Origin of the sequence: Acinetobacter sp. Marseille-Q1618 (genome assembly GCF_902809855.1) — a bacterium.
GTDB lineage: Bacteria > Pseudomonadota > Gammaproteobacteria > Pseudomonadales > Moraxellaceae > Acinetobacter.
The window spans coordinates 1,068,639-1,085,920 of record NZ_CADDWJ010000001.1; the positions used below are offsets into that span (position 1 = coordinate 1,068,639).

General features: G+C 36.3%; 17 protein-coding genes. 10 read left to right on the forward strand and 7 right to left on the reverse strand.

The annotated features are described in order from the left end of the window. Positions 1-30 precede the first annotated feature (30 nt). From HUS24_RS05020 to rtcA, 4 genes are all read left to right on the forward strand, one after another. On the forward strand, positions 31-486 hold the full coding sequence (locus HUS24_RS05020; RefSeq protein ID WP_173910984.1) for a hypothetical protein: 456 nt from the start codon (positions 31-33) through the stop codon (positions 484-486). Positions 487-901: 415 nt separating this feature from the next. Then, positions 902-1,363, forward strand: coding sequence for a DIP1984 family protein (locus tag HUS24_RS05030; RefSeq protein ID WP_173910985.1), 462 nt, complete (start codon positions 902-904; stop codon positions 1,361-1,363). A 481-nt stretch (positions 1,364-1,844) separates the two neighbouring features. Beyond that, the gene (locus HUS24_RS05035; RefSeq protein WP_173910986.1) at positions 1,845-2,099 is read left to right on the forward strand and encodes a CPCC family cysteine-rich protein; all 255 of its coding nucleotides are present in this window, start codon (positions 1,845-1,847) and stop codon (positions 2,097-2,099) included. A gap of 1 nt (position 2,100) precedes the next feature. Continuing rightward, a complete protein-coding gene (gene rtcA / locus HUS24_RS05040) occupies positions 2,101-3,132 on the forward strand; it encodes an RNA 3'-terminal phosphate cyclase (protein ID WP_173910987.1) in 1,032 nt (343 codons plus the stop codon). Positions 3,133-3,149: 17 nt separating this feature from the next. Here the strand turns inward: rtcA and HUS24_RS05045 are convergent, their stop codons facing one another. The 3 genes from HUS24_RS05045 to pheA form a co-directional block, all read right to left on the reverse strand. Beyond that, entirely contained in the window at positions 3,150-3,530 is a 381-nt protein-coding gene (locus HUS24_RS05045) for a hypothetical protein (protein ID WP_173910988.1), read from the reverse strand. Positions 3,531-3,641: 111 nt separating this feature from the next. Continuing rightward, entirely contained in the window at positions 3,642-5,888 is a 2,247-nt protein-coding gene (locus HUS24_RS05050) for a bifunctional prephenate dehydrogenase/3-phosphoshikimate 1-carboxyvinyltransferase (RefSeq protein WP_173910989.1), read from the reverse strand. An 18-nt stretch (positions 5,889-5,906) separates the two neighbouring features. Beyond that, positions 5,907-7,013 (reverse strand): prephenate dehydratase, encoded by a 1,107-nt coding sequence (gene pheA / locus HUS24_RS05055; RefSeq protein WP_173910990.1) that lies wholly within the window; start codon positions 7,011-7,013, stop codon positions 5,907-5,909. A 248-nt stretch (positions 7,014-7,261) separates the two neighbouring features. Between pheA and HUS24_RS05060 the strand changes: the two genes are divergently transcribed. Continuing rightward, entirely contained in the window at positions 7,262-7,780 is a 519-nt protein-coding gene (locus HUS24_RS05060) for a DJ-1/PfpI/YhbO family deglycase/protease (protein WP_173910991.1), read from the forward strand. A 479-nt stretch (positions 7,781-8,259) separates the two neighbouring features. On the opposite strand, the gene HUS24_RS05065 is transcribed toward HUS24_RS05060, so the two are convergent. Then, positions 8,260-9,402, reverse strand: a complete 1,143-nt coding sequence (locus HUS24_RS05065; protein ID WP_173910992.1) for an acyl-CoA dehydrogenase family protein — start codon at positions 9,400-9,402, stop codon at positions 8,260-8,262. A 517-nt stretch (positions 9,403-9,919) separates the two neighbouring features. Between HUS24_RS05065 and HUS24_RS05070 the strand changes: the two genes are divergently transcribed. The 4 genes from HUS24_RS05070 (at position 9,920) to HUS24_RS05085 (ending at position 13,278) form a co-directional block, all read left to right on the forward strand. Continuing rightward, the gene (locus HUS24_RS05070; RefSeq protein WP_173910993.1) at positions 9,920-11,224 is read left to right on the forward strand and encodes a dicarboxylate/amino acid:cation symporter; all 1,305 of its coding nucleotides are present in this window, start codon (positions 9,920-9,922) and stop codon (positions 11,222-11,224) included. 208 nt (positions 11,225-11,432) lie between these two features. After that, on the forward strand, positions 11,433-11,903 hold the full coding sequence (locus HUS24_RS05075) for a hypothetical protein (protein WP_173910994.1): 471 nt from the start codon (positions 11,433-11,435) through the stop codon (positions 11,901-11,903). Between the two features lie 71 nt (positions 11,904-11,974). Then, positions 11,975-12,433, forward strand: coding sequence for an AAA family ATPase (locus tag HUS24_RS05080; RefSeq protein WP_173910995.1), 459 nt, complete (start codon positions 11,975-11,977; stop codon positions 12,431-12,433). 287 nt (positions 12,434-12,720) lie between these two features. Then, positions 12,721-13,278, forward strand: a complete 558-nt coding sequence (locus tag HUS24_RS05085; protein WP_173910996.1) for a lipocalin family protein — start codon at positions 12,721-12,723, stop codon at positions 13,276-13,278. Positions 13,279-13,378: 100 nt separating this feature from the next. Here the strand turns inward: HUS24_RS05085 and HUS24_RS05090 are convergent, their stop codons facing one another. Together HUS24_RS05090 and rpiA are read right to left on the reverse strand one after the other, a co-directional pair. Next, on the reverse strand, positions 13,379-14,059 hold the full coding sequence (locus HUS24_RS05090) for a SprT family zinc-dependent metalloprotease (protein ID WP_173910997.1): 681 nt from the start codon (positions 14,057-14,059) through the stop codon (positions 13,379-13,381). 173 nt (positions 14,060-14,232) lie between these two features. Next, on the reverse strand, positions 14,233-14,904 hold the full coding sequence (rpiA, locus tag HUS24_RS05095) for a ribose-5-phosphate isomerase RpiA (protein WP_173910998.1): 672 nt from the start codon (positions 14,902-14,904) through the stop codon (positions 14,233-14,235). A 116-nt stretch (positions 14,905-15,020) separates the two neighbouring features. Here rpiA and ilvA point away from each other — a divergent pair, with 116 nt between their 5' ends. Next, the gene (gene ilvA / locus HUS24_RS05100) at positions 15,021-16,559 is read left to right on the forward strand and encodes a threonine ammonia-lyase, biosynthetic (protein WP_173910999.1); all 1,539 of its coding nucleotides are present in this window, start codon (positions 15,021-15,023) and stop codon (positions 16,557-16,559) included. 99 nt (positions 16,560-16,658) lie between these two features. On the opposite strand, the gene HUS24_RS05105 is transcribed toward ilvA, so the two are convergent. Beyond that, positions 16,659-17,282 (reverse strand): response regulator transcription factor, encoded by a 624-nt coding sequence (locus HUS24_RS05105; protein ID WP_173911000.1) that lies wholly within the window; start codon positions 17,280-17,282, stop codon positions 16,659-16,661.

The following is a 17,282-nucleotide window of genomic DNA, read 5'->3' on the forward strand; positions in this document are numbered from 1 at the left end:
CTCCTCACACACTCTGATCAGGAGATAATAATGTGTAATGTCATCTTAATTAGCACAAAACAATGGATTGATTTAAGTGAATTTAATTGTGAGGATATTTCTTTTACACAATGTCTTCCCGATTATGTTCCTGAAATACATGAAATGAAATTTGAGAATCGTTGGTACATTGCAGGCTATCCAAATGAACAGTCATGTAGTTGCCATTTTAGAATTCGACCACTTGAGTTAGGTTTCAATCTACCTGAAGAATGGTTTAATGAAGATGAGCAATCTATTAAAGCCACTTTGAAAGCTTATGAAATTTTTACTCAACTAATGAAACTGAGTATAAATTTTGAAATTATTGTGTCGTGGACACAAGGTAGTGTGAATACTGATATTAATACGATTCATGACATTGATCTCGACTTTAAAAAAATCAATCAAGATGAGTTTTGCTTTATTGAAAACTCTAGAATGTTATTTAGTACGAGCAATAAATAATACAACATAATATCGTATTTTTTACGCATGAAATCAGAGTAAATCAAGAGATTCTCTTTGATTTACCACAAACACCTTACATTTTGGTGATTGCGATTCATAGTCAAAATGTAGAAAAAGAATGGCGCAATCAATGCTGTGATTAGATTGTAAAATCAGAGCAATGCTATTGGGCTTTAGCTTGGAGATATGCATGTTCAATTTGAGATGATGCATTGGATTGGAGTTACTTAGAGTTCTGTAATTATAAATTATCTGATGAGGAAGATTATCAATTCATGACCACTTGGCATGAAGACCAAACTTTGGATGAGGTTATAGAGTTTGCAGAATCCATTTCTATCAATACATTATCCGAACAGAAGATTAATCAAATCGTGATTTTAAATATTTGTTAAAAATGAGGAAAAAGAATATGAAACTCGCAGAAGCATTACTTTTACGAAGCGATCAACAGAAGAAACTCGCTTCACTAAAACAACGTATCAATGCCAATGTATTGGTACAAGATGGTGATGAACCATCGGAAGACCCAAACGAGCTGTTAAAGCAAGTATTTGCATTAACTCAGGAATCTCAAAAACTGGTTTTAGCCATTCACCAAACCAACGCTTTGGCAAAATTAACTGATGGTCGTTCGTTGTTGGCTTTATTGACTCAACGTGATGAACTTGTAGAACGTCATAAAATTTTAACGTCTGCAATCAGCAATACCCATCGTGAACCTGATCGTTACAGCACACGTGAGATTAAATGGCATAAAGTGATTCCAGTATCATCCTTGCAAAAGCAAGCCGATGATATCAGCGCCAAACTCCGTGATTTAAATGTTTTGATTCAGGCAACTAACTGGCAAGTTGATTTAATTGAAATTTAAAATCAACAGTTTAAAAGTTTTGATGTAGTTCGCTACATCAAATCCGAAATATATTGGGCGAGTACAAGATCTAAGGCTGTATAGATTGAAATAAAAGTCAGCATCATTTTTAGGTAATGAGCAAAATGGATAAATGCGGCAATGCACAAATCAATCCATCATTGATCATCATTTAAACCTTTGTGAATCAAAGTAACTATTCACATAATATTACCAAGTACTGACAATATATTTCTTCTTAAGCAAATAATTGTTTAAGATAACACCGAACATACTGGGCGAGTGCAAGATCCCCTACTTCCACAATACAGGATTGAAAATAACGTGTAGTGGCTTGCAGAGCGAGCGGGTTAGCTTAAAACTTTAAGCACAATTCAACCCATCACCTTGCACAATTTAAAACTTAGCCCATAAAGCTAAGTCACAACTCACTTGTCATTACCATGTACTGACAGTATGTTCACCCCTTTTAGGAATTTTAATGAATTACCCTTGTACTTGTTGTCATCATTACACTAGAGATCAACCTTCGGGTAATTTTGACTTTGAGATTTGTCCAGTTTGTTTTTGGGAAGATGATCCTGTACAAAATATTCACCCAAATTCAAAAAGTGGTGCAAATAAAGTTTCATTAAACGAAGCAAAAGAGAATTATAGAAAATTTGGCGCAAGCGAAGAACGGTTTATAAAATATGTTCGTAAACCAAATATTTTAGAAAAAAATAATGAAGAGTAAAATGAATACACAATTAAAACCTCAAACCATTCAACTCGATGGATCAATCGGCGAAGGCGGTGGACAAATCCTGCGTACAGCCCTTTCACTTTCTATGTTAACAGGTATTCCATTTGAACTTGTAAATATTCGTGCAGGCCGTAAGAAACCAGGACTAATGCGCCAGCACTTAGTTTGTGTACAAGCATCTCAACGCATCAGCAATGCCACTGTTGAAGGCGCAGAACTGCATTCACAAAAACTGTATTTTCAACCTCAGCAAGTCCAAACTGGAAAATATGATTTTCAGATTGGTTCAGCAGGTAGCACCATTCTGGTGTTACAAACACTACTCCCAGCTTTAATGATGCAAGCTGAAGCAAGCCATATCAATATTCATGGTGGAACGCATAATCCTATGGCACCAACTGCAGATTTTATTTCACATTGTTTTCTACCTAATCTTCAAAAAATAGGAATCCAAGTTGATTTTGAATGTGAAAGAGCTGGTTTTTTCCCAATTGGCGCAGGTCAGATTAATGCAACTATTCAACCGTGGACAACTCAAACACAATATACAGTTTTGAAAAAAGGTAAATTAATTGAGGTGAATGGCTTTGCTACAGCACTCAACATTCCAAGTAATATTGCAGATCGTGAACTTGAAGTTTTAAATAACAAGTTAGATTTAACACAACGTAAACGGTTAAATTTTCAAGGCATTAGTCAAGGAAATACTGCATTTGTAATATTAAATTATGAACATCATCAGCAAGTCTTTTCTGCTTTAGGGGAAATGAAAAAGAGTGCCGAAAAAGTCGCACATGATTTAGCTAAACAAGTGAAAACATATTTAGCAACTGATGCTGTGGCAGATGAGTATTTAACAGATCAACTGTTATTACCATTGGCTTTGGGTAAAGGTGGGGAGTTTTCTGCTCAAATGATCAGTGAACACACCCGAACTCAAGCGGCTATGATTCAAAAATTTATAGATTGTGAGATTCACTTCGAAAAAATAGACGATATTTTTAAAGTAAGCGTTAAAATCTAACGCTTACTAATTAGCAATTAACCTTTCCACTCAAAACTACTAAAAGACTCATCTTCTTTCAGGGTATTTTCAACAGCATTTGCCAACTGATTGATCATACTTTGCGTTTCAATTTTTTTAAACCAAACTTGTTGTTCATCTACATGTGCAGAAATTTGGCAAGTCAGCAGCCCTTCTTCATTTAAACGACAATTAACACCCAAACCCACAGGATGATTTTCAACTGTCACAGCTAGATTTTCTTCAGATGTCGTTGTTTCAGCCTTAAAACCGTACTGCATAAGTTGTTTTGACAATAAGTCAGTCACATATTCTTGAGTGACATGACATGCATTTGCCTCATGTTCAGCATTTTTCACATGGTTTTCGCAGTTTGCAGTAAATTGTAATGTTCTCATTGCTTCATCCAAAATGCTTTATAGTTGTATGGTTTTAGAATAAGCAATAAAAACCAAACAGCCAAGCGTTTGCTTGGCTGTTGTCGAACAAATATACAAATATTAGACTATTTATTCAGTAACTTGAATATTTAAACCCGCTTGGCTTGCCAACTGAGTAAAGGTTGGAAAACTCGTCGCCACAGTTTCAGTACCAACAATTTTAATTTCCTCTGAATTACGCAACCCTGCCATTGAAAAGCTCATTGCAATACGGTGGTCATGATGAGATTCAATTTCACCACCAGTGAAAATTGCCCCCCACTCACCTGATTTACCTTTCCCTTCAATGATGATGCCATCATCGGTTGGGGTGCAGTCGATGCCCATAGTTTTTAAACCATCTGCCATGACTTGGATACGATCAGATTCTTTGACACGTAATTCTGCAGCACCTGTCAGCACCGTTTGACCTTCAGCGCATGCTGCAGCAATAAACAATGCTGGGAATTCATCAATCGCTAAAGGTACTTGATCTTCAGGCATATGAATGCCTTTGAGTGTACGTGTACCACGAATACGAATGTCTGCAATCGGCTCACCGCCTGCAATACGTTCATTTTCAACAGTTAAGTCAGCGCCCATTTGTTTCAAAATTTCAATCACACCTGTACGGGTTGGATTAATACCAACTGCTTCAAGTGTTACATCTGAATCTTCGGTGATTGCCGCACCAACCATAAAGAAAGCTGCTGAAGAAATATCTGATGGTACTTGAATTTTAGTTGCGACTAATTTTCCACCACCCTGTAGCGAAATACGGTTGCCTTCAGTTTTTACATCATAACCAAAAGCACGCAACATACGTTCAGTATGATCACGCGTTGGCTCAGGCTCAGTCACAGAAGTTTCACCTTCTGCCCATAAACCTGCTAAAAGAATTCCTGATTTCACCTGAGCCGAAGCCATTGGCAAATCATAATGAATCCCTTTTAAGGTTTGCGCCCCTGTAATTGATACAGGCGGTGTACCACGTTCACCCGTTGTTTGAATCTGTGCGCCCATTTCACGTAAAGGTTTTGCAATACGCTCCATCGGACGTTTAGACAATGAGGCATCACCTGTCATCACTGAATCAAATTGTTGTGCAGCCAACATACCTGAAAGCAAACGCATCGAGGTACCTGAGTTCCCCATATACAGTGCTGTTTTTGGGGCTTTTAAGCCATTTACACCAACACCATGGATGGTAACTTCACCATTTTTAGGGCCTTCAATACTCACGCCCATATCACGAAATGCTTGTAAGGTGGCTAGTGCATCTTCCCCTTCAAGGAAACCAGTCACATGAGTGGTACCTTCCGCAATCGCACCAAACATGATGGAGCGATGTGACACAGACTTGTCACCCGGCACGGTAAATTTACCTTTAAATGTCTTTTCACCCGGCAAAATGGTAAATTGTTGTGTCACCTTATTGTTCTCCATCAAAGGTTTATTAGCGAGCATATGATTAAAATGCTGTCGTGCTGCTTGTGCATGCCCGAGCAGCCCCATCAATGCTTGTGAATTTTCATTTTCAATCAGTTGACGTAAAGTCGCAAGTTGCGCCTCAAAACCATCAACTGCTTTTAAAATGGCTTTTTTATTGGCAAAAAAAATGTCATGCCACATCTGAGGGTCACTGGCAGCAATCCGTGAAAAATCACGAAAACCACCTGCTGCATAACGAAAAATATCGAGATTATCTTCACGATTTGCCAGTTGCTCAACCAAGTTAAATGCCATTAAATGAGGTAAATGACTAGTGTGTGCAAGCACTTCATCATGTTTATCCACATCCATACAAATCACTTCAGCTTTTGCAGCTTGCCAAAGCTGTGTCAGCTTTTCGACTGCCCAGTCTGCACTACTTGGTAACGGTGTTAAAATCACTTTGTGATTGGCAAATAAATCAACTTTACCTGCATGTACACCTGTATGCTCTGCACCTGCAATCGGATGTCCCGGTACAAATCCCAGAGGTAAATTCTCACCAAAAACCGCTTTAGCAGCAGCAACTACATTGCCTTTAGTACTTCCCACATCAGTAATAATAGTTTTTTCAGATAAATATGGCTGAATGGTTTCTAAAATTTTTTGAGTCGCCCGTACAGGCAAAGCCAATACAATCAAATCAGCATCTTGTACTGCCTCGATCGGATCAGCATAGCCTTGTGAAATGATTCCTAAGGCTTTTGCATCATCTAAGGTTTTTTTAGAACGTGTCGACGCAACAATCGTATTTGCCAACTTTTGCGCAACAATGACACGTGCCAAACTTGAGCCAATCAGTCCAAGCCCAATAAATGCAACTTTATTAAATAAAGGTTGTGACATATTCATAACAACCTAAACTTACAATACAGCGATTGGGTAAGAACCTAAAACACGCACTTCTTTGACCAATGGGCGAATTTCTTCAATGGCAGCTTTAACATTTTCTTGCTCCACATGTCCTTCAAGGTCGATAAAGAACACATAAGCCCATTTTTCAGGCAAAGCTGGACGAGTTTCAATACTGGTTAAACTAATATTATGTTTGGCAAATGGAGCTAAAATTTCTAATAATGCCCCTGCACGGTCATGTGCAGAAATCAATAATGAGGTTTTATCATTACCACTTTGAGGTACTTTTTCACGACCAATCACAAGAAAGCGTGTGGTATTTTCAGGATTATCTTCAATATTGCTATGTAAAATTTCTAAGTCATATAAGTTTGCAGCAACATCGGATGCAATTGCAGCAGAATGCCATTCATTACGAATACGACGTGCTGCTTCTGCATTTGAGCTTAAGGCTACACGCTCAACACCTGGGTAATGTGCATCCAACCAACCACGGCACTGCGCTAAAGTTTGTTGATGTGCATAGATTTGTTTAATACTGTCTTTACGGGTATTTGCAGAAATCAAAAATTGATGATGAATGCGTAGTTCAACTTCACCAATCACATTTAAATGAGAAGCTTTAAAGCAGTCCAATGTATGATTTACGACACCTTCAGATGAGTTTTCAACAGGTACTAAACCATAATGTGCTCCACCCGCTTCTACTTCACGGAACACTTCATCAATGGTTGGCAATGGACGAATCACAGCATCTTGCCCAAAATGTTTTAATACCGCTGAATGAGTATAAGTACCAACAGGCCCTAAAAATGCAATACTTTGTGGGGCTTCTAAAGCCAAACACGCAGACATAATTTCACGAAATAAACGTGCCATCGTCGTATCAGACAATGGACCTTCATTACGATCCATGACTTTACGCAAAACTTGTGCTTCACGTTCAGGACGATAAAACAACGGATTCTCTTCTGCTGCAAATTTTGCTTTAGCAACTGCTTCCGCCAGTTTTGCACGGCGATTAATGAGTTGTTGAATTTGTTGATCTACAGAATCAATATCTTCACGGATTTGAGCAAGATCGAGAGAAGTCGTGTTTTGATCATCGTTGATCATTGTTATATCGCCCTTTTGAAAGTCAAGAATTACGAGAGGTTTGAATATCCAACCGCTGACAGTATAACAATAGTTCAATTCATTTTGTTGCAAAATACTGCTTTTATCTGAGTTTAAATCCACGCTTTGCTGCGCCAAAAGCTAGTTTTTATTCATTCGCTTTTAAACAATTTATTTACAAAGCCTCTACAGAATTTTATCACTTGGCATTTATGATAAAAACTACAGCGCAATTCGAGCCATAGAATATGAATAAAAGAATCGCCGTTTTTATTACCCATGATTTTGAAGATGCTGAATACCATGATCCTGTAGAAGCTTTTCGTGCAGCAAGCCACTCTGTGCGTAACATTGAAAAAACCGCAGGAAATATCGTCTACAGTAAGCAACGAAAATCAGCCGTAAGTATTGATTTAGGGATTGATGAAATTACTGTGCAAGATTTTGATGCGTTAATGATCCCCGGTGGCAATTCACCCTATCATCTCAAACAAGATACCCGATTTATTGATTATTTACGCAACTTTGCAAATGCACAAAAGCCGATTTTTTTATGCTGCTATAGCCCACATTTATTGATCGATGCGCAAATTGCGATAGGACGCCGTTTAACCTCAATTGAAGCAATGATTCAGGAATTAAAAGACGCTGGTGCTGTAATATTTGATCGTGAAGTTGTCAATGATAATAATCTGTATATTTCATCACGCTCTACGCAGGAGCTACCTGTATTTATTGATGAATGTTTAAATGTATTAAGTGCTTAACTCTCTTCGTATTTAATGTTTATATCCTGTTTAGGTTCATGGCAATGAGCACAATGCTTTTAAAAAGCCAATCTAAAGCTTTAATTTTTGCTGTGCCATGATGACTAAAAAGAAATGCTGCTTGCACCACGGGCAAATATCTTTCATTAAAAATCCAAAGACCACAAAAATAAAACCAAATATTCCAATCATCATGCTCAACACAAATACTAAGCCTTGATTAGAAAACACCGTGTTAAGCAGGGAATAAATCAGAAAAACTGACAAAGTTAAAACAATTAAACCAATGCCAAAATAATTTCTTGCCTACAACAACTTTTGATACTGCGCTAAAGTCGTCAGTTGCTTTTTCATATTCATAGCTGATCTTGCTTGAATGATTGAGTGAGCATTATGAATATTTGCTCTGTTATAGTAAAAAAGCCACCTAACGGTAGCTTTCTTCTGTACAACATTTTTATGTAATGCAATAGAAATAATTAACGTCCTAACATGCCACGTGCCACGATTTCTTTCATAATTTCATTCGTTCCACCGTAGATGCGTTGGATACGTGCATCTACAAAGAAACGTGAAATTGGATATTCAGTCATATAACCATAACCACCAAATAATTGTAATAAACTATCGATGATTTTCATTTGCATGTCTGTACTAAAGCTTTTCAGTGCAGCAGCTGTTTCCACATCTAGCTTGCTTTCTTTATATAAAGCTAAATTTTGATTATAGAATGCTGCTGTTGCCAACTCATCAATTTTTGCTTGAGCTAAAACAAAACGTGAATTTTGAAAGCTTCCAATTTTTTGTCCAAATGCTTGGCGCTCTTGCACATATTGAGTAGTTACATCGATTGCACCACGAATCGCACCCAATGCTGTAGCAGCGATTGCTGTACGTTCACGTGGCAATTCTTGCATCAAATATGCAAAACCTTGTCCTGCATTACCCAACAACTGATTTGCAGGAACTTTGACATTGTCAAAGAACAGCTCTGAAGTATCTTGTGAATGTAAACCAATTTTGTCTAAATTTGTGCCCTTTTTGAAGCCATCTAAATGCGTATCCACCAATAATAATGAAACGCCTTTTGCACGTGCTTGAGGATCAGTTTTTGCAGCCAAAACCACCAAATCTGCATGCTGACCATTAGAAATAAAGGTTTTTGAACCATTTAATAGATAATGATCACCATTTAAAATTGCAGAAGAACGCATACCTTGTAAGTCAGAACCAGCTCCTGGCTCAGTCATTCCGATGGCGCCAACAACCTCCCCAGAAACCATTTTAGGTAACCAATATTGTTTTTGCTCTTCATTGGCAATATGCAAAATATAAGGTGCTGCAATCTCAGAGTGACAAGAAATCGCGGTAGAAAGTGCGCCATAACCTGCGCGTGCAGACTCTTCAACCAACATTAAAGAATATTCTGTTGGGACACCATAACCACCATATTCTTCAGGCACATCTACACATAAGAAACCATTTTCACCCAAAAGTGTCCAAACTGAACGAGGCATTAAGCCTTCTTTTTCCCATTGCTCATAATGTGGAGCAACATGTTCACTCATAAAGCGCTTAAAATTATCTCTAAATAGCTCTAAATCTGCATCATACGCCAACATTTTTGATATTCCTTTTACTACACTTATTTTTTGGGTTTAGTTTCTTGGATGTTATATAATTTTTAGTAGTTTGTCATGAACATCAGTGACACATATTGAATGTTAAAAATGTCAATACGATTAAAAATGCATCTCATCTGTTTAAAAGAAATTTGTTAATAATAGCTTTTAGATCTTAATCATTTAGTGATTAAATTAAATATTCATTATAGCCAAATTAATTAATCAAACTACTTTTATTTAAACGTGAAAAATATATTTAATTATAATTATTAAAATATTTATTAAAACCTTAAAAATTAGCTTTATTACCATTATATATATTTAACCATACCTTAAATTTTAAGTTTATTTTTAGATCTAAAACTTATCTAAATAACATATTTGTCCTATGAATACATTCATTTAAAATCAATACCTTAAGAGATAGGTTGTCATTTTTTCAGTTTATTTTTTTTAATTCTCCATTTCTACAATAAATACCAAGTTTTATTCACTTGGTAAAAGGAATTTTTCTATGGATATTCACTCAGACTTTGAGAAGCCTAAAAAGCCTCAAAAGTTTTATCAAATCCTGTATGTACAGGTTATTGCAGCAATCGTTTTAGGTATTTTATTAGGGCATTTTTATCCTGATGTTGGTGAAAGTTTAAAACCATTAGGGGATGCTTTTATTAAACTCGTTAAAATGATTATTGCACCTGTTATTTTCTTGACGGTTGTAACGGGTATTTCAGGCATGAAACACATGGGTTCTGTGGGTCGTGTTGCAGGTAAAGCCATGCTTTACTTCCTGACATTCTCAACTTTGGCTTTAATTGTTGGGATGATTATTGCCAATCTGATCCAACCTGGTAAAGGGTTAAATATCGACCCAAGCACATTACATTCTGACAAAATCAGCGAATATGCAAGCAAAGCTCATGATGCTTCTATCGTAGATTTTCTCATGAATATTCTACCAACTACCTTGATCAGCCCTTTAACCAGTGGTGATATTTTACAAGTGTTGTTTGTGGCGGTGTTATTTGGTTTGTCGTTGGCTGCGGTAGGTGAACGTGGTAAACCTGTGGTTGAGTTTTTAAACCATTTAACTGCACCAGTATTTCATTTGGTTGGGATGCTGATGAAGTTTGCACCAATCGGTGCATTTGGTGCGATGGCATTTACGATTGGCAAATATGGTATTGATAGTATTGGTAATTTACTCTTACTTATTTTGACTTTCTATATCACTTCTTTGCTGTTTATTTTAGTGATTTTAGGCGCAGTTGCAAAATTCAACGGTTTTTCGATTCTTCATTTAATTCGCTATATCAAAGATGAATTATGGTTGGTATTAGGGACATCGTCATCTGAAGCAGCATTACCCTCATTGATGCGTAAAATGGAAAAAGCAGGTTGTGAAAAATCTGTAGTTGGTTTGGTTATTCCTACAGGTTATTCATTTAACTTAGATGGAACAAATATTTATATGACTATGGCAGCATTATTTATTGCCCAAGCATGTAATATTGACCTGAGTATTCAAGATCAAATCTTATTGCTCTTGGTTGCCATGATCAGTTCTAAAGGTGCTGCTGGTGTAACGGGTGCTGGCTTTATTACTTTAGCGGCAACATTATCTGTAGTGCCTGCCGTTCCTGTGGCGGGTATGGCATTAATTCTAGGTATTGACCGTTTTATGTCTGAATGTCGAGCATTAACCAACTTAGTTGGTAATGCTTGTGCAACAATCGTTGTAGCACGTTGGGATCATGCACTTGATCAACAACAATTAGACGCAACATTAAAGCGTAATAACAATGTTTCAATGGACTAATTTTTGATTAAATCATTTTGAGTTTAATATTAAAAAAGGAAGCTAAGGCTTCCTTTTTATTATGCTAAAACTGGTTAATCAAATCAGCATAAGATTTAATCAAGGATAAGCAATCGATACGTTTTGATCTAAGCAGAATAAACTTTCACACTAGTAATCATGCAAATATTGCCTATAATAAAAAACATACTTTCAATAAGATTTAATTATGAAATTTACGACACTTTTACTTGGTTCTAGCCTATTTCTTGGTTCATTTTTGAGTACTGTTCAAGCTACTGAGCTCGATGATTATTTGGTTCAACAGAAAATTATTGATGCAAACTATAAAATTAAAAATACTAAAAGATTGGCTGATGTTTTAAGTTACTTAAGTGATGAAGATTCACGCACTTTACCCTTACAAATTGATCAAAATACTTTAATTGAAAAACTACGTTTATATCCGAATTATATTGAAATTCAAGGTATTATTACTTCACCAGATTTTAAACAATTTACTCAAAATATGAGTTCACAAGATGTTAAAAAATTATTTACAGATAATTTAATACGAAACTGTGATCATTTATTTGAACATCAATTTCAACGGGTAAATCCTTATGAAGTGCGTATGAAACTTTCTACCGATGAAAAACAATATTCTTTAGAATTACAAAACACGCAATGTCAGTTTTGATTTAAAAAGTCTGATCTTTGTGCTTAGGTTGGATTATTCAAACATAGTAATTCTGAATGATATAATTGATTATGCATATTAATCCTGACCATTATTTAGAAACAAAGCGTGGTCGTCTTTGGACTGTGAAACGAAATACTGCTGCGTGGCAACAATGTTTTGCAGACCTAGACCATGCCTTAATCCATCATTCTAAAAATTCGGATGTGTATATTTTAATAGGTTGTCAGGCAAGTGGTAAAAGCACATGGGCAAAGCAGCACCTTTTAAAACATCCCGATGATATTGTATTCGATGCAATTTTAGTAAAAAAATCGGAACGAGAACCTATTTTAAAACTTGCCAAAAAGTATCATAAAGTCTGTATAGCTGTATGCTTTCAGACTCCGTTAAAAATTTGTCTGCAAAGAAACCAACAAAGACCTCAAGATCAAATTGTCAATGAAAATGCTTTAACCAATGTTTATAAAGCATTAGAAATGCCAACAGATAAAGAAGGTTTTAATCAGATCATTATCATTAATGCTTAGAAATAATATTCTAGATTTTATTTCTTATAATACCCAACATATTATTAAAATATATTATATATTAAAATAAATTTTACCAATATTATGGATTCATTGAAAGCATGTATTTAAAATACAAAATTATAAGAAAAGCATAAATAAATGTTAATTGGATTTTAAAAACCTATATTTTTGTATATTCACAAAATTTTACCGAACTATATAACAAATAAATTTAAAACTTAAAATATTCAGTTAAATTAAAATTATAGAAAAACTTAGTTAAACTTCTCTTAGGTCTATTACTGATGTTGAAATCAAACTTTAGAAGATTATTATTGATTGGCGGTGTCGTAGCATTAGCAAGTGCAACTTTAGTACATGCTGGAAATGAAGATATTCCAACAGTACAACAAGTGGACTTAAAAAAATATTTGGGAGAATGGCATGAAGTTGCACGTAAACCATTATATTTTCAAAGAATGTGTGACTACAATGTAACAGCTAACTACTCATTAAATAGTAACGGAAATGTCAAAGTAGATAATAAATGCTTTGATAAAGAGGGTAAATTAAAGCAATCAATTGGTGAAGCATTTGTTAAAAATGCACCAAAAAATTCTAAATTAAAAGTTAGTTTTCTACCTAGTATAATCCGTTGGCTGCCTGTTGCACGTGGTGATTATTGGATATTAAAACTTGATGAGGATTATCAAACTGCATTAGTAGGTAGTCCAAATAAAAAATATTTATGGGTTTTAAGCCGTACTGCCACACCAGATAAAACTGTTATCGATGAGTATCTAGATTATGCAAAATCACTTGGTTATGATTTAAGTGACATTATTTATACCAAACATAAATAATAAATAAATTGTAAATACCATTCTCCTCTTACCTTATATTTATTAATATTAAGAGTATTAAAGAGGAGAAGTTCTAAACTATATAACTTCTTTAGTTATTTTAATGTTCAAACCACCACCACGGCATCATACCGCTTTTTAAAATTTTTCGATGATTTTTATAATTTAAATCATATTTTTCAACTTCCGCCCAAAATGCAGGGCTATGATCAAAATATCGTGTATGTGCCAATTCATGCACACAGACATATCGCGTTATGGCTTTTTCACACAATACCAATGCACTATTGAGCATAATATCGTGTCGAGCTGTACAACTCCCCCAACGCGTTTTAGGTTGACGAATCGAACATTCAGCGAATTTTAAGCCAATTTCAACACTGACTTGTTGTAAATAAATCGGTAAATGCTGCTTTGCATAAGCGATCACAAATGCTTTTAAATACTGTGTAGGCTGACGATCACTGATGAATAGTTGCAAATTTTTCTCATCAAAAATAAAGGATTTTTTTTGCGTTTGATAAGTAATCTCTAAAGGCTGATCTAAATTAAATAAATTCAGCGCTATTGGTAATACTCTATCGACCTGCCCTATTTGATCTTGTTGTTTTTGCCAAGTGTCAATCATCCATTGTTCAGACTGTTTTAAAAAATCCTGAATCTGACGTTTGCTACAAAATTTAGGTACCGTTAAACGAATCTGAGTCGGCTCGACACGCAGCCGTAAGCGAGTTGCACGTGCATGATGGGTGATTTGGATTTCGGGGAGGTTTTGGGTCATTTATACTATAATTTTATTACGAAATTTGTAGTTCCCTCTCCTTTCAGGAGAGGGTTAGGGAGAGGTTGATCCTCTCCTCATCCTAACCTTCTCCCTGAGGGAGAAGGAACTTTCAATATAAATTCAATTAAGTTTCACTTAAACTTTTAATAGAACTGTATTGAACCAAAAAATTAAACCGCAGTACGTTCTTCAATACCATTATCAGTCGCAACAATGGCAATATCGGCTTTATTGATTGCGAAGATACCATTGCACACGACACCAGGAATATCGTTTAATGTTTTTTCTAACTCTAAGGCATTTAAAATATTCAGGTTATAAACATCCAAGATCACATTCCCATTATCTGTCACCACACCTTCACGATAGACTGGATCACCACCCAAAGTCACGATTTTACGCGCCACTGCAGAACGAGCCATTGGAATCACTTCCACAGGAAGTGGAAACTCACGACCTAACTGCTCTACCCATTTCGAGTCATCCACGATACATACAAATTTTTTCGCAATCGAAGCTACAATTTTTTCACGTGTCAGCGCAGCACCGCCACCTTTGATCATATGCATATGACGATCAATTTCATCCGCACCATCGACATATGCGTCCAAACCACCGACATGGTTCATATCAACGACTTCAATGCCCAATTTTTTCAAACGTTGTGCGGTTGCTTCAGAACTCGCCACCGCAGCTTCGAGTTGTAACTCTGGTAAAAGTTCAATCAGAAAATTGACCGTACTCCCAGTACCCACCCCTAAAATGCCCCCTTTAGGTAAGTGTTTTAAAGCGGCTTTGGCTGCTGCTTGTTTTTTCTCATCTTGGGTTGCATAAAGACTCATGACATTACTCGACTAAATTTCAGATTCTTTGCACATTTTGCATATTTTTAAAACGCAAATGTGCAGGGGTTTGTTACAATGAGCGCTCATTTTAAACTGTTATATGGAAAATTAACATGCTGTCTCGTTTGGTTCGACAAATTTTACAGGCAACGGTCTATGACGTTGCAATCGAAACCCCACTCGAAGCAGCGCCACGAATTAGTGAAAAGCTAAATAATAACATTCGCTTTAAACGCGAAGATTTACAACCTGTCTTTTCTTTCAAACTGCGCGGTGCCTATAACCGTATCAGTCAATTACCGAAATCTCAGTTGGAACGTGGCGTTATTACGGCTTCAGCAGGTAACCATGCGCAAGGTGTGGCACTATCTGGTCAAAAACTGGGAATTCGTGCCATTATTGTCATGCCAAAAACTACACCCGATATTAAAGTTCAAGCTGTTAAACGCTTAGGTGGTGAAGTAGTTTTACATGGTGATTCGTTTGATGTAGCAAATAAATATGCCATTCAACGCGCTGCTGACGAAGCTATGACCTTTATTCCACCTTATGATGATGAATTGGTCATGGCAGGTCAAGGAACCATTGCAAATGAGATTTTACGTCAATGGCGTGATGTAGACTATGTATTTGTGGCTGTCGGTGGTGGCGGTTTAATCGCAGGTGTTGCAGCTTATCTCGGTGATGTTGCACCTCATGTCAAAGTGATTCCTGTCGAATATGACGAGTCTGCATGTTTAAAAGCAGCATTTGAAGCCAATGAACGTGTAGTTTTACCTTCTGTCGGTTTATTTGCGGATGGTACAGCCGTTGCGCAAATCGGTGAGAAACCATTTGAAGTGATTCAATTACAAAAATCAGATAATTCAGGTCCAATTGTTGAGCGTGACGTTATCCTCGTAAATACGGATGAAATCTGTGCTGCGATTAAAGACACTTATGATGAATGTCGCAGTATCGTAGAACCTTCTGGTGCTATGGCTTTAGCAGGCATCAAAAAATATGTTGCAGAACATGAATTAGTTGGTAAAAACATGGTATCGATCGTATGTGGTGCCAACATGAACTTTGACCGTTTACGCTATATTGCGGAACGTACTGAACTTGGTGAACGTAAAGAAGCAATTTTTGCCGTCACCATTCCTGAAGAAAAAGGTTCATTCTTAAAATTCTGTCGTGCTTTGCAAGGTCGTAACATTACGGAATTTAACTACCGTGCCAGTGATGCAACTGCGGCACAAGTTTTTGTTGGGATTAGTTTAAAATCTGGCGACAAAGAACGTCATGATATTTATGAATCTTTAAAACTTCATTATGACGTAGATGATTTATCGGATGATGAAGTCGCAAAACTGCATATTCGTTATTTGGTCGGTGGTCATGCAGATATTGAAAATGAGCGTTTATTCCGTGTGGAATTCCCTGAACGTCCAGGCGCATTACTTACGTTTCTAGAACGTCTAGGACCTATGCATAATATCACCCTGTTCCACTACCGTAATCATGGCGCTGCGGAAGGTCGGGTATTGGTTGGTTTAGAAGCTGAGGATGCACAACAAAACCCAGATGGTTTAATCGAAACCTTGGAAAGTATCACTTATCCATATGAAGAAATTACCAATAATTTAGGTTATCAACGTTTTTTAAAGTAATGGTTATTTAATGATACTTTTATAAAACCAAGCCAGTTTATGATGTTATAGACTGGCTTTTTAATTTGTAGAGTCTGCGAAAAGTCAGATTCTCAAACCTTATTTTATTTTTTCTAAGAAATGAATTAATTCAATGATTGAATTCAGTTCTAATTTACGCATTGCGCTGGCACGACGTACTTTGATGGTAATTTCACTCAGATTTAATTGCGCTGCGATTTGTTTATTTAAACAACCTTTTGCAACTTGTTTGATGACCTCTTGTTCTCCGTGATTGAGTTTATTCCATAAAGTATGAAAATGTTGCTGCTCTAATTCTAACATCACGCGCTGTTTATCTTTCTGCATCGCGATTTGAATTGCATCAATCAAATCTTGGTGCTTAAAAGGTTTAAGTAGAAAATCAATAGCGCCTCGCTTCATCGCAAGTACACTCATTGCGACATCACCATGACCTGTAATAAAAATCACAGGTAGATGAATATCCAAAGCTTGCATCTGTTTTTGAAACGCTAAACCACTTTGCTCAGGCATACGCACATCTAAAACTAAACAACCATGTAAAGCGCCATGCGCATGCGCTAAAAACTGGTATGTAGACTCAAATTTTTTAACTTCAAGCCCAACGGACTGTAATAGATCCTCTAATGAATCTCGTATTGAAGCATCATCATCAATAATATAAACAAAGGCTTGTAGCTGCTGGTATTTTTTCTCTTGCAT

What these genes read in the sequence shown, in the direction of transcription:
- HUS24_RS05030 (WP_173910985.1), top strand. Translation starts at nt 902, where the DNA reads ATGAAACTCGCAGAAGCATTACTTTTACGAAGCGATCAACAGAAGAAA.
- HUS24_RS05035 (WP_173910986.1), top strand. Translation starts at nt 1,845, where the DNA reads ATGAATTACCCTTGTACTTGTTGTCATCATTACACTAGAGATCAACCT.
- HUS24_RS05085 (WP_173910996.1), top strand. Translation starts at nt 12,721, where the DNA reads ATGTTGAAATCAAACTTTAGAAGATTATTATTGATTGGCGGTGTCGTA.
- HUS24_RS05105 (WP_173911000.1), bottom strand. Translation starts at nt 17,282, where the DNA reads ATGCAAGAGAAAAAATACCAGCAGCTACAAGCCTTTGTTTATATTATT.
- HUS24_RS05050 (WP_173910989.1), bottom strand. Translation starts at nt 5,888, where the DNA reads ATGTCACAACCTTTATTTAATAAAGTTGCATTTATTGGGCTTGGACTG.
- HUS24_RS05075 (WP_173910994.1), top strand. Translation starts at nt 11,433, where the DNA reads ATGAAATTTACGACACTTTTACTTGGTTCTAGCCTATTTCTTGGTTCA.
- HUS24_RS05045 (WP_173910988.1), bottom strand. Translation starts at nt 3,530, where the DNA reads ATGAGAACATTACAATTTACTGCAAACTGCGAAAACCATGTGAAAAAT.
- HUS24_RS05065 (WP_173910992.1), bottom strand. Translation starts at nt 9,402, where the DNA reads ATGTTGGCGTATGATGCAGATTTAGAGCTATTTAGAGATAATTTTAAG.
- HUS24_RS05070 (WP_173910993.1), top strand. Translation starts at nt 9,920, where the DNA reads ATGGATATTCACTCAGACTTTGAGAAGCCTAAAAAGCCTCAAAAGTTT.
- HUS24_RS05090 (WP_173910997.1), bottom strand. Translation starts at nt 14,059, where the DNA reads ATGACCCAAAACCTCCCCGAAATCCAAATCACCCATCATGCACGTGCA.
- HUS24_RS05020 (WP_173910984.1), top strand. Translation starts at nt 31, where the DNA reads ATGTGTAATGTCATCTTAATTAGCACAAAACAATGGATTGATTTAAGT.
- rtcA (WP_173910987.1), top strand. Translation starts at nt 2,101, where the DNA reads ATGAATACACAATTAAAACCTCAAACCATTCAACTCGATGGATCAATC.
- HUS24_RS05080 (WP_173910995.1), top strand. Translation starts at nt 11,975, where the DNA reads ATGCATATTAATCCTGACCATTATTTAGAAACAAAGCGTGGTCGTCTT.
- HUS24_RS05060 (WP_173910991.1), top strand. Translation starts at nt 7,262, where the DNA reads ATGAATAAAAGAATCGCCGTTTTTATTACCCATGATTTTGAAGATGCT.
- ilvA (WP_173910999.1), top strand. Translation starts at nt 15,021, where the DNA reads ATGCTGTCTCGTTTGGTTCGACAAATTTTACAGGCAACGGTCTATGAC.
- rpiA (WP_173910998.1), bottom strand. Translation starts at nt 14,904, where the DNA reads ATGAGTCTTTATGCAACCCAAGATGAGAAAAAACAAGCAGCAGCCAAA.
- pheA (WP_173910990.1), bottom strand. Translation starts at nt 7,013, where the DNA reads ATGATCAACGATGATCAAAACACGACTTCTCTCGATCTTGCTCAAATC.